Annotated in this window: 11 protein-coding genes and 1 other RNA gene; 11 read left to right on the plus strand and 1 reads right to left on the minus strand. The window is 69.1% G+C overall.

Annotated elements, in window-relative coordinates; genetic code table 11:
* Positions 1-59: 59 nt before the first annotated feature.
* The gene (locus tag C8261_RS13035) at positions 60-476 is read right to left on the minus strand and encodes a YraN family protein (RefSeq protein WP_107494162.1); all 417 of its coding nucleotides are present in this window, start codon (positions 474-476) and stop codon (positions 60-62) included.
* 37 nt (positions 477-513) lie between these two features.
* On the opposite strand from C8261_RS13035, the gene rsmI reads away from it, so the two are divergent.
* From rsmI to mraY, 11 genes are all read left to right on the plus strand, one after another.
* Positions 514-1,335 carry a 16S rRNA (cytidine(1402)-2'-O)-methyltransferase gene (rsmI, locus tag C8261_RS13040; protein ID WP_235864925.1) on the plus strand — a complete coding sequence of 274 codons (822 nt, stop codon included), beginning with the start codon at positions 514-516 and terminating at the stop codon, positions 1,333-1,335.
* Between the two features lie 61 nt (positions 1,336-1,396).
* Entirely contained in the window at positions 1,397-2,431 is a 1,035-nt protein-coding gene (pyrC, locus tag C8261_RS13045) for a dihydroorotase (RefSeq protein ID WP_107494164.1), read from the plus strand.
* Between the two features lie 20 nt (positions 2,432-2,451).
* Positions 2,452-2,865, plus strand: a complete 414-nt coding sequence (locus tag C8261_RS13050; RefSeq protein ID WP_107494165.1) for a hypothetical protein — start codon at positions 2,452-2,454, stop codon at positions 2,863-2,865.
* 24 nt (positions 2,866-2,889) lie between these two features.
* An RNA gene (rnpB, locus tag C8261_RS13055) (RNase P RNA component class A) lies at positions 2,890-3,471 on the plus strand.
* A 305-nt stretch (positions 3,472-3,776) separates the two neighbouring features.
* Positions 3,777-4,226, plus strand: coding sequence for a division/cell wall cluster transcriptional repressor MraZ (gene mraZ / locus C8261_RS13060; RefSeq protein ID WP_107494166.1), 450 nt, complete (start codon positions 3,777-3,779; stop codon positions 4,224-4,226).
* Complete coding sequence (rsmH, locus tag C8261_RS13065) at positions 4,223-5,158, plus strand: 16S rRNA (cytosine(1402)-N(4))-methyltransferase RsmH (RefSeq protein WP_107494167.1); 936 nt, start codon at positions 4,223-4,225, stop codon at positions 5,156-5,158. The genes mraZ and rsmH overlap by 4 nt, the downstream gene beginning before the upstream one ends.
* Entirely contained in the window at positions 5,155-5,421 is a 267-nt protein-coding gene (ftsL, locus tag C8261_RS13070) for a cell division protein FtsL (RefSeq protein WP_107494168.1), read from the plus strand. The genes rsmH and ftsL overlap by 4 nt, the downstream gene beginning before the upstream one ends.
* Positions 5,418-7,160 (plus strand): peptidoglycan D,D-transpeptidase FtsI family protein, encoded by a 1,743-nt coding sequence (locus C8261_RS13075; RefSeq protein WP_107494169.1) that lies wholly within the window; start codon positions 5,418-5,420, stop codon positions 7,158-7,160. The genes ftsL and C8261_RS13075 overlap by 4 nt, the downstream gene beginning before the upstream one ends.
* Positions 7,157-8,665 carry a UDP-N-acetylmuramoyl-L-alanyl-D-glutamate--2,6-diaminopimelate ligase gene (locus C8261_RS13080; RefSeq protein WP_107494170.1) on the plus strand — a complete coding sequence of 503 codons (1,509 nt, stop codon included), beginning with the start codon at positions 7,157-7,159 and terminating at the stop codon, positions 8,663-8,665. Before C8261_RS13075 ends, C8261_RS13080 begins: the two co-directional genes overlap by 4 nt.
* A complete protein-coding gene (locus C8261_RS13085; RefSeq protein WP_107494171.1) occupies positions 8,659-10,053 on the plus strand; it encodes a UDP-N-acetylmuramoyl-tripeptide--D-alanyl-D-alanine ligase in 1,395 nt (464 codons plus the stop codon). The genes C8261_RS13080 and C8261_RS13085 overlap by 7 nt, the downstream gene beginning before the upstream one ends.
* Positions 10,043-11,131 carry a phospho-N-acetylmuramoyl-pentapeptide-transferase gene (gene mraY, locus C8261_RS13090; RefSeq protein ID WP_107494172.1) on the plus strand — a complete coding sequence of 363 codons (1,089 nt, stop codon included), beginning with the start codon at positions 10,043-10,045 and terminating at the stop codon, positions 11,129-11,131. Before C8261_RS13085 ends, mraY begins: the two co-directional genes overlap by 11 nt.
* Positions 11,132-11,138: the final 7 nt, after the last annotated feature.

An 11,138-nucleotide genomic window follows, 5' to 3' on the forward strand; every position in this document is an offset into this window, starting at 1 on the left:
ATGGCGCGCTTGCGCGCAGTCCGCCGCGGGGTGTTGCCGATGCGTTTGCTTACAGGATTTCACCCTTCGCTGCAGAACGCGCCGCGCAGCCAGTGCACGGCCTCGGCGCGGGTGTCGTCGAGGAGGACGGCGTCGAAGCGGCAGGGCGTGTCGGCGTAGGCACGTCCGGCGCCGGCCAGCCACCAGCGCGCGGCGTGGATGATGCGCTGCTGCTTGCGCGCGGTGATGCTGGCGGCGGCGCCGCCGAAGCGGGCGCTGCCGCGCAGGCGGACCTCGACGAAGACGGTGGTGTCGCGGTCGCGGCCGATGAGGTCGACTTCGCCGTTGCGGCAGCGCACGTTGCGGGCAATGATGCGCACGCCGTGGGCGCTGAGGTGGGCGGCGGCGAGATCCTCGGCGATCTGTCCGCGTGCTTGCGCTGGGGGCGGGGCGCGGTCGACAATCGCTGCTTGGCGAAACTTGGGGGCTGTCTTCATGAATGCTGCAACACCATCGCCTGCCAGGACGCCGTCATTGTACGTGGTGGCGACGCCGCTCGGGAACCTGCAGGATCTGTCGCCGCGCGCCGCGCAAGTGCTCGGCGAGGTCGGCGCGATTGCTGCCGAGGATACCCGCCATACCCAGCGTCTGCTCGATGCGCAGGGGTTGCGCAAGCGCCTCATCGCCGTTCATGAGCACAATGAGCAGGCCGCTGCCGAGCAGGTGCTGGCGGTGCTCGCCGGCGGCGCCTCGGTGGCGCTGGTGAGCGACGCGGGTACGCCGGCGATCTCCGATCCCGGTGCGCGTGCGGTGGCTCGTGTGCGTGCCGCCGGCTATGCGGTGCTGGCGGTGCCCGGCCCATGTGCGGCGGTGGCGGCGCTGTCGGTGGCCGGCTTTCTTCCCGGCGGCTTCCGTTTCGTCGGTTTTTTGCCGCCGCGCGAAGCTGCGCGCCGCGCGCGGCTGGAGATGTTGCGCGAGGATGGCGACAATCTGGTGTTCTACGAGGCGCCTCACCGCGTCGTCGAATGCCTTGCCGATCTTGCTGCGGTGTTCGGCAGCGAGCGCCGGGTGCTGATCGCCCGCGAACTGACCAAGCTGCATGAGCAGAGCGCAGTGCTTGCCCTCGGCGAGGCCGTGGCCTGGCTGGAGGCCGACGCCAACCGCCGGCGCGGCGAGTTCGTGCTGGTGGTCGAGGGCGCGCCCGCCACCGAGCCGATGAACGCCGAGGCGGAGCGCGTGCTTGCCCTGCTGCTAGCCGAACTGCCCCTCAAGAGCGCCGCCCGCCTCGCCGCGGAGATCACCGGCGCGCCGAAGAAGGCTCTCTATGCGCGCGCCCTGGCGCTCAAGGGGGCGTGATCCGTGCCTATAATCGCAGCAGGCATTGCCCGCCTGCCCGGCTGACTACTAACCTCACATCATGCAGACTCTGACGCTCATCCGCCCCGACGACTGGCATCTTCACGTGCGCGACGGCGCCGCCCTGGCGGCCGTGGTGCCGCATACCGCGCGGCGCTTCGGCCGTGCGCTGATCATGCCCAACCTGCGGCCGCCGGTGGTGAGCACGGCGCAGGCGCTGGCCTACCGCGGGCGCATCCTTGCCGCAGTGCCCGAAGGCCTGGACTTCGAGCCGCTGATGAGCCTGTACCTCACCGACAACACTCCGCCCGACGAGATCGATCGCGCCCGCGCCAGCGGCGCGGTGATTGCTGTGAAACTGTATCCGGCAGGCGCGACGACCAATTCGGATGCCGGGGTGACGGCGATCGAGAAGGTTTATGGGGTGCTCGAACGCATGGAGAAGGCCGGCATGGTGCTGTGCGTGCATGGCGAGGCCACCGCGGCGGAGGTCGATGTCTTCGACCGCGAGAAAGTCTTCATCGACCGCGTGCTGGAGCCGGTGACGCGGCGCTTCCCGGGGCTCAAGGTGGTCTTCGAGCACATCACCACCGCCGAGGCCGCAGCCTTCGTCGAGTCCGCCGGCGAGCGCATTGCCGCCACCGTCACCGCGCACCACCTGCTGCTCAACCGCAACGCCATCTTTGCCGGCGGCATCCGTCCGCATCACTATTGCCTGCCGGTGCTCAAGCGTGAGCATCATCGTCAGGCCCTGGTTGCGGCGGTGACTTCGGGCAAGCGCAAGTTCTTCCTCGGCACCGACTCGGCACCGCATGCGCGCGGCGCCAAGGAGGCGGCCTGCGGCTGTGCGGGCTGCTACACCGCGCATGCCGGCATCGAACTCTACGCCGAGGTGTTCGATGCCGCCGGCGCACTGGACCGCCTGGAGGCCTTTGCCAGCCTCAATGGGCCGGCCTTCTATGGCTTGGCGCCGAACGCCGCGACGCTGACCCTGCGGCGCGAGTCCTGGCAGGTGCCGGAGGCTTACGATTACCTGGAGACCGATCCGCTGGTGCCGCTGCGTGCCGGCGAGACGGTGGCCTGGCGGGTGGTGTGAGCCGATCAAGGAGAGAAGCGATGTCCAGAGTGCTGCGCAGTCTTGCCCTCGTTGCCGTGCTGCCGTGGCTGGTGGCGTGCGAGAACAGTGCCACCGCCTACATGGTCGATGGCAATCAGCACGCCCTCATCCTGGTGCGCGAGCAGCCCTACTTCTGGACCGCCGACGTCGAGCAGGCGCTGATCGTCTCGCGCCTGCCGGCCTGCCAGCGCAAGGTCAGGATCCATCCCAGCTCCACCGCGATGGTCGAAGTCGAGGTGTACGCCGCCGGCGACCTGCTGTGGGCGCTGCGCCAGGGGGGGCGCTGGTACCTCGCCAGCACCGAGCGCTGCCTGGTGCAGGACTGGGTCAACGACGGCGGCGCTCCCGGCCCGCTGGTCGGCCACTTCCGCCTCAAGGACGGCAAGCCCGCATTCATCGCGGCCGGGCAGTGAGGGAAGGGCTATAATCCGCCGCGGGAAGTTCGCCAGGCAGTCGCTGCACTCCATCAGGGGTGTGGAGGAAAGTCCGGGCCCCGCAGAGCAGGATGCCGGCTAACGGCCGGGCGCCGTGAGGCGACGGAAAGTGCAACAGAGAGCAGACCGCCGATGGCTGTCCGGGCTTCGCCGCCGCAGGCGGCAAAATCCCCTTCCTAGAAGGGGGTGATGCCGCAGGCGGCAAAGTCCCCTTCCTGAAGAGGAGGGCTTCGCACTTCGGTGCGCAGGGAGGCTGCCGTGCAAACGGCAGTGGCTGGTGCGGCGCATGCCGCGCCAGACGGATCAGGCAAGGGTGAAACGGTGCGCTGGTGTGCGCAGGCACGCCAGTGGTCGGGGCGCAAGCCCCGTCGGGTAAGAGCCCACCGCGGGACTGGTAACAGGACCGGCACGGCAAACCCCATCCGGGGCAAGGCCAAATAGGGGAGCAATGGCGTGGCTCGCGCTGCTCCCGGGTAGGCTGCTAGAGCGCAGTGGCAACGCTGCGCCCAGAGGAATGACTGCCCGGCGTGAAGGGTTTCGGCCTTGCGCGCTCGACAGAACCCGGCTTATCGGCGAACTTCCCCATTTCATGTTCATGCCGCCAGAGCGGCCCGCAAAGGGCTGCCGGTGGGGGCTTCCCCCACCTTGTGCGCGTCCGCGCCACATCCGCCTGTACTTCTCATCCCGTTTCTCATGAAGTTGCGCTATATGCCTTGATTTTTCAAGGTTTATTGTGCAGCGCGATTTCCTTCGTAAGTCATTGTGTCGCAACGGGAAAGCGCTCCGGGCGTCCTTGACCGGGCTGTATCTTTGCTCTAGAGTGGGGAGCAGTGGAGAAAAGTGGGTGAAAGTGTCAAAAGACGCTTCCCCGAAACAGCTCAGGGGGTTCAATGTTCCAGGGTGCGGTTGCGCTCAGTCTCGATGCGAAGGGTCGCCTGGCGATTCCTGCGCGGCATCGTGACGCCCTGGTCCCCGAGGGCGCGCCGCTGGTGATGACCGCGCATCCGCATCAGTGCGTACTGGTGTACCCGCAGGCCGACTGGGAGCCGATCAGCAGAAAGATCGCCGCCATGCCGAACAGCATGGACCGCGCCACGGCGGCGCTGCAGCGCCTGCTCATCGGCCATGCGCAGGCGGAGACGATGGATGCCGCCGGCCGCGTGCTGGTGCCGCCGTCCCTGCGCCAGTGGGCGGCGCTCGACAAGCAGGTGTGGCTGGTCGGAGTGGGGTCGCATTTCGAACTCTGGTCGGATGCCGGCTGGCAGCGCCAGCTGGCCAGTGCGGTCGCCACCTTCGACAGCGCCGAGCTGCCGCAGGGATTCGAGAGCCTGTCCCTGTGAGCGCAGCCGTGCAGCATGTGAGCGTCCTGCTCGAAGAGGCCGTGGAGGCCCTCGCGGTACGTGCCGATGGCGTCTATGTGGACGGCACCTTCGGGCGCGGCGGGCACAGCCGCGCGTTGCTCGCGCGGCTGGGGCCAGGCGGCCGCCTGATCGCCTTCGACCGTGATCCGGCGGCGATCGCCGCCGGTGCCGCGCTCGGCGACCCGCGCTTCACTCTCGTGCATGAACCCTTCAGCGCCCTTGCCGGCGCGCTCGATGCGCTCGGCGTTGCCCGCGTCGATGGCGTGCTGCTCGATCTCGGGGTTTCTTCACCGCAACTCGACGATGCCGCGCGCGGCATGAGTTTTCGCTTCGATGCGCCGCTGGACATGCGCATGGACACCAGCCGCGGGCAGACCGTGGCGCAATGGCTGGCGGACGCGAGCGTCGGCCAAATCACGGAGGTGCTGAGGGATTATGGGGAAGAACGGTTTGCTCATGCGATTGCAAAGGCGATTGCAGCTGCTCGGCCAGGGGGGGCTGTTGCAACCACTGGACAACTTGCCGCGCTCGTGGAAAAGACGGTCCGTACACGCGAGCCGGGTCAGCACCCGGCGACGCGCAGCTTTCAGGCTCTACGGATTTTCATCAATCAGGAGCTCGAAGAGCTGAGTCGTGTGCTCCCCGATGCGGTGGACCGCCTGCGCCCCGGCGGGCGCCTGGCGGTAATCAGCTTCCACTCCCTCGAGGATCGCATCGTCAAGCGTTTCATGCGCGACTGCGCGAAACCCGACGCACTGCCGGCCCGCCTGCCCCTGCGTGCCGACCAGCTGCCGCAGCCGCGGCTGCGCCTGGTGGGCCGTGCGCAGCGCCCAGGTGCTGCGGAGGTCGCCGCCAACCCGCGCGCGCGCAGCGCGGTGATGCGCGTCGCCGAACGCACGGAGGCTGCATGATCCGTGCCGACGCCTTCCTGCTCTCGCTGGTGGTGATCAGCGCGCTCGGCGTGGTCGCCGCCCAGCACCAGTCACGCCAGCTCTTCTCCGAGCTGGAGCGCCAGCAGGCGCGCGCGCGCGCACTGGAGGTGGAGTGGGGGCAGTTGCAGCTTGAGCAGAGCACGCTGGCCGCTCACGTGCGCATCGAACGGCTGGCGCGCGACACCCTGGGGCTGCGCATGCCGCCGCCCGGGCAGATGATCGTCGTGGAGCCGGTGCAATGAAGAAGAAGCCGGTTGCCGTGACCCTCAATCACAACCCGCTGCTCAAGCGCGACCTGCCGGCGTGGCGGGCGCGTATCGTGCTGCTCGGGCTGATGGGTTGCTCGCTGGCGCTGGTGGCGCGGGCGGCCTGGTTGCAAGGCTTCAACAAGGACTTCCTCCAGGCCCAGGGTGAGTCGCGCTATGCGCGCGTGCTTGAGGTGCCGGCCACGCGCGGGCGCATCACCGACCGCAACGGCGACATCCTCGCGGTGAGCACGCCGGTGCGCTCGATCTGGGCGATTCCCGGCGACGCCCGCCTCAGCCCCGCCGATGCGCGCGCGCTTGCCGGATTGTTGGGGATGAACGTCAACGACCTCAACAACCGCCTCGGCAGCGCCCGCGACTTCGTCTATCTGCGCCGCCAGCTTGCCCCTGACGTTGCCCAGCGCATCGCCGACCTGCGCCTGCCGGGCATCCATCAGCAGCAGGAGTATCGCCGCTTCTATCCGGGCGGCGAGATGATGGCGCACATCCTCGGCTTCACCGGAATCGACGACCGTGGCCAGGAGGGCATCGAACTGGCCTTCGACGGCAGCCTCGCCGGCAAGCCGGGGGCCCGCCGGGTGATCCGCGATCGCCGCGGCCAGGTCGTCGAGGACGTCGAATCGATCCGCCCGCCGCGCGACGGCGAGGATCTGGCGCTGTCCATCGACGGCAAGCTCCAGTTCCTTGCCTACAGCGCGCTGCGTGATGCCATGGAGCAGCACAAGGCCAAGGCCGGCGCTGTGGTGGTGCTCGATGCGCGCACCGGCGAAGTGCTGGCGCTGGCCAATGCCCCCACCTTCAACCCCAACAACCGTGCCGCGCTGAGCGGTGCGCAGCTGCGCAACCGGGTGATCACCGACACCTTCGAGCCGGGCTCGACGATGAAGCCCTTCATTGCTGCGCTGGCCATCGAGCAGGGCCGCGTCACCCCGGCCACCGCCATCGACACCCACAACGGGCGCATGGCGCTGGGGCGGGCGACGATCTCCGATACCTCCCGCCATGAGGTGCTTACCGTCGCCGAGGTGATCCAGAAGTCCTCCAATGTCGGTACCGTCAAGATGGCGCTGGATTTCCCCGCCGAGACCATGTGGGCCTTCTACGATGCCCTCGGCTTCGGCAGCCCGCTGCGCCTGGGCTTTCCAGGTGAGGCCAGCGGCCGTCTGCGCCCGGCGCGCGACTGGCGCCAGATCGAGCAGGCCACCATGTCCTACGGCTACGGCTTGTCGGTGACCCTGGCGCAGCTCGCCCGCGCCTACCTGGTCTTTGCGCGTGACGGCGAGCTGCTGCCGCTCTCGCTGGTGCGCCAGGAAGGGCTGCAGAAGGCCGGCCGCCGTGTGCTGTCGCCGGACACCGCGCGCGAGATGCGCACCATGCTGGAGATGGCTGCCGGCCCCGGTGGCACCGCGCCGCGCGCGCAGGTGCCGGGCTACCGCGTCGCCGGCAAGTCGGGGACCGCGCACAAGCTCGAAGGCGGGCGCTACACCAACCGTTACGTTTCCTCCTTCGTCGGCTTTGCGCCGGCATCCAGCCCGCGCCTGGTGGTGGCGGTAATGATCGACGAGCCCGACGGCGGGCAGCATTTCGGCGGTGCGGTAGCCGCGCCAGTGTTCGCCCGCATCACCGAAGGCGCCTTGCGCACCCTCGGCGTGGCGCCCGACATGCCGCTGACGCCGCTGCGCACGGCCAGCCGTCCGGCCGGGGAGGCACTGTGAGCGCCAACGTCGGTCGCGTCCTTGCCGAACTGCGCCGCCGTGGTGTCGAACCGCGCGCCATCAGTGCGGACTCGCGGCGTATCGGCCCCGGCGACGTTTTCGCCGCCTGGCCGGGGCTGCGCACCGACGGCCGGCGCCATGTTGCCGATGCGCTGGCACGCGGCGCCGGCGCAGTGCTGTGGGACGACAGTGACGGTCTGCTGCCCCCCGAACTGGCCGTGCCGGTGGTTGCTGTCGGCGGTCTGCGCGAGTGTGCCGGCCATCTCGCCCACGAGATCTATGCGCGTCCCTCCGCGGCGCTGTGGCTGGCCGGGGTTACCGGCACCAACGGCAAGACCACGGTGAGTCAATGGCTGGCTCACGCCCTGGGCGATTTCGATGCCCGCTGCGGCATCGTCGGTACGCTCGGCTGCGGTTTCCCCGGGCAGCTCGAGGCCGGCGTCAACACCACCCCCGACGCCATCGAACTGCACCGCCATCTGGCAGCCTTCCGCGCTGCCGGTGCCAGCGCTGCGGCGATGGAAGTGTCGTCCATCGGTCTTGAGCAGGGGCGGGTCAACGGAGCTTGTTTCGACGTCGGCATCTATACCAACCTGTCGCGCGACCACCTCGACTACCACGGCACCATGGAGGCCTACGCGGCGGCCAAGGCGCGCATGTTCGAACTGCCGGGCCTGGCGCAGGCGGTGATCAACCTTGACGACGGTTTTGGCCTGGTGCTCGCGCGCCGGCAGGTCGAACGTGGCATGGCGGTGATCGGCTACACCCGCATGGCCACCAACCTCGACGCCGTGCCGGGCGCCCGTGTGCTGTTTGCCGATGCCCTGCAGGCGGCACCGGGCGGGCTGCGCTTCGCCATGCACTGGGAAGGCCAGCGCCATGACCTGCAGGTCCGTCTGGTGGCGCCGTTCAACGTTTCCAACCTCCTTGCGGTGGCTGGCGCGCTGCTCTGCCGTGGCCTGCCGGCGGACGACATCGCCCGCAGCATCGCCCGCCTGACGCCGCCCGAAGGGCGCATGCAGCTGCTCGGCGGTGTCGGCGAGCCGCTGGTGGTGATCGACTATGCCCATTCCCCCGACGCTCTCGCCAAGGTGCTCGAGGCCGTGCGCGAAACCGCCGCGGCGCGGCGCGGGCGGTTGGTGTGCCTGTTTGGCTGCGGCGGCGACCGCGATCCCGGCAAGCGCCCGCTGATGGGCGAGATTGCCGCACAGCTCGCCGACCGCGTGGTGCTTACCAGCGACAACCCGCGTTCCGAGGATCCCCTGCGGATCATCGCCGACATCGCCGCGGCCTGCCCGGCGGATGTGGACCGGGTGGTCGATCGCGCTCAGGCGATTGCCCTGGCGATCGCCGAGGCCGGACCCGACGACGTCGTCGTGCTCGCCGGCAAGGGCCACGAACCCTATCAGGAGGTACTCGGTCAGCGGGTGCCGTTTTCCGATCTCGACCAGGCCCGTCTGGCACTGCAGGCCTGGCATCGCACACATGGAGTGGGTGCATGCTGATGCTCCACGAGGCCGCAGCGGCCATCGACGGGCGCGCCACCGGCGTGGGACGCTTCACCAGCGTGGGCAGCGACAGCCGCGCGATCGTCCCCGGGCAGCTTTTTGTCGCCCTGCGCGGCGAACATTTCGACGGTCATGACTTCGTTGCTGCCGCGCTTGACGCCGGCGCTGCCGCGGCGCTGGTAGACGAGGCGTGGGCGGCTGCGCACCCGCACGAGGGCCTGCCCCTGCTCATCGCCGACGATACCCGCCTCGCCCTGGGGCGGCTTGCCGCCGCCTGGCGGGCGCGTTTCGACATCGCCGTGATCGGCGTCACCGGCTCGAACGGCAAGACTACGGTGAAGGACATGTGCGCCAGCATCCTGCGCGCGCACTTCGGTGACGATGCGGTGCTCGCCACCGCCGGCAACCTCAACAACGACATCGGCCAGCCGCTGACCCTGCTCGCCCTGCGCGACCACCACCGCGCCGCGGTGATCGAGATGGGCATGAACAGCCCCGGCGAGATCGCCTACCTGACCCGCATCGCCAGCCCCACCGTGGCCATCGTCAACAACGCCCAGCGCGCCCACCTGCTGGGCATGGGCAGCGTCGCCGAGGTGGCGCGCGAGAAGGGCACGCTGTACGACGGCCTTGGCAGCGAGGGGGTGGCGGTGATCAATGCCGACGACCCCCATGCTGCCTACTGGCGCGAACTCAACAGTGCCCGGCACACGCTCGAATTCGCCCTCGGCGATGGCGCCGCGGTGTGCGGGCGCTGTGAGCAGCATGGCCTTGGCTGCCGCCTGCACCTGCGCGCTCCGCAGGGCGAGTGCAGCGTGGCCTTGCAGGTGCCCGGCGAGCACAACGCGCGCAATGCCGTCGGCGCTGCCGCCGCCTGCCTTGCCGCGGGGGTGCCGCTGAGCGCGGTGGCGGCGGGCCTGGAGGCCTACGCCGGTACCCGCGGACGTCTGCAGCTGCGCGCCGGCATCGCCGGCGCAACCATCCTCGACGACAGCTACAACGCCAATCCGGATTCGGTGCGCGCCGGCATCGACGTGCTTGCCGCCACCCCGGGGCGCAAGATCCTGGTGCTGGGTGACATGGGCGAGATCGGCGAAACCAGCGCCCAGGTCCATGACGAGATCGGTGGCTACGCCAAGAGCAAGGGTGTCGATGCGCTCTACGCGCTCGGTGAGATGAGCGCCGTGGCGGCACGCAATTTCGGTGACGGCGGGGCTCATTTCACCTCCGTCGACGCGCTGCTGGGAGCGCTCGTCGGCGAGCTCGACGGCGATACCGTGGTGCTGGTGAAGGGGTCGCGCTTCATGCGCATGGAGCGCATTGCCGACCGCCTCGCGCCGCCCGACGCAGGCGCTACCAGGGAAGGGACCGATCATGCTGCTTGAACTTGCCCTCTGGCTCGGCCAGGACATCCGCGCCTTCAATGTCTTCGGCTACATCACGCTGCGCACCGTGCTGGCCGCCCTCACCGCGCTGGCGATCTCGCTGATGTTCGGTCCGCGGGTGATCCGCTGGCTGGCGGCGAAGAAGATCGGCCAGGCGGTGCGCGACGACGGCCCCAAGTCCCACCTCACCAAGGCCGGCACGCCGACCATGGGCGGCGCGCTGATCCTCATCGCCATCGCCGTCACCGTGCTGCTGTGGGGCGACCTCGGCAACCAGTACGTGTGGATCACCCTGTTCGTCACCCTGGGTTTCGGCGCAGTGGGCTGGGTCGACGACTGGCGCAAGGTCGTCCATCGCGACCCGAAGGGGCTCGCCAGCCGCTGGAAGTACCTGTGGACTTCGGCGATCGCGCTGGCCGCGGCGCTCTACCTCGGGCTGACCGCCAGCACACCGGCGGAGACCGAGCTCATCGTGCCCTTCTTCAAGGCCGTGGCCTATCCGCTGGGCATCTTCGGCTTCGTCGCGCTGTCCTACTTCGTCATCAACGGCACCAGCCATGCGGTGAACCTCACCGACGGGCTGGACGGCCTGGCGATCATGCCTACGGTGATGGTCGCCGGCGCGCTGGCGATCTTCGCCTACGTCGCCGGCCACGCCGGTTTCGCCAAGTACCTGGGCGTGCCCTACGTCGCCGGGGCCGGCGAACTGGCCGTGTTCTGTGGCGCGATCTGCGGCGCCGGGCTGGGTTTCCTGTGGTTCAACGCCTATCCGGCAGAAGTCTTCATGGGCGACGTCGGCGCGCTCGCGCTGGGCGCGGCGCTGGGCACCATCGCCGTGGTGGTGCGCCAGGAGATCGTGCTGTTCATCATGGGCGGCCTGTTCGTCGCCGAAACCCTGTCGGTGATGGTGCAGGTGCTGTACTTCCGCGCCACCGGCGGCAAACGCATCTTCCGCATGGCGCCGCTGCATCACCACTACGAACTGGGCGGCTGGAAGGAAACCCAGGTGGTGGTGCGGTTCTGGATCATCACCATCATGCTGGTGCTGTTCGGCCTGTCTTCGCTGAAGCTGAGGTAAGAAGGAA

It is taken from the genome of Pseudothauera lacus (assembly GCF_003034845.1).
In the GTDB taxonomy this organism is placed as follows: Bacteria; Pseudomonadota; Gammaproteobacteria; order Burkholderiales; family Rhodocyclaceae; genus Pseudothauera; species Pseudothauera lacus.

Bases quoted from the DNA above. Each gene is read 5' to 3' on its own strand.
- C8261_RS13035 (WP_107494162.1), bottom strand. From the start codon at position 476: ATGAAGACAGCCCCCAAGTTTCGCCAAGCAGCGATTGTCGACCGCGCC.
- pyrC (WP_107494164.1), top strand. From the start codon at position 1,397: ATGCAGACTCTGACGCTCATCCGCCCCGACGACTGGCATCTTCACGTG.
- C8261_RS13050 (WP_107494165.1), top strand. From the start codon at position 2,452: ATGTCCAGAGTGCTGCGCAGTCTTGCCCTCGTTGCCGTGCTGCCGTGG.
- mraZ (WP_107494166.1), top strand. From the start codon at position 3,777: ATGTTCCAGGGTGCGGTTGCGCTCAGTCTCGATGCGAAGGGTCGCCTG.
- ftsL (WP_107494168.1), top strand. From the start codon at position 5,155: ATGATCCGTGCCGACGCCTTCCTGCTCTCGCTGGTGGTGATCAGCGCG.
- C8261_RS13075 (WP_107494169.1), top strand. From the start codon at position 5,418: ATGAAGAAGAAGCCGGTTGCCGTGACCCTCAATCACAACCCGCTGCTC.
- C8261_RS13085 (WP_107494171.1), top strand. From the start codon at position 8,659: ATGCTGATGCTCCACGAGGCCGCAGCGGCCATCGACGGGCGCGCCACC.
- mraY (WP_107494172.1), top strand. From the start codon at position 10,043: ATGCTGCTTGAACTTGCCCTCTGGCTCGGCCAGGACATCCGCGCCTTC.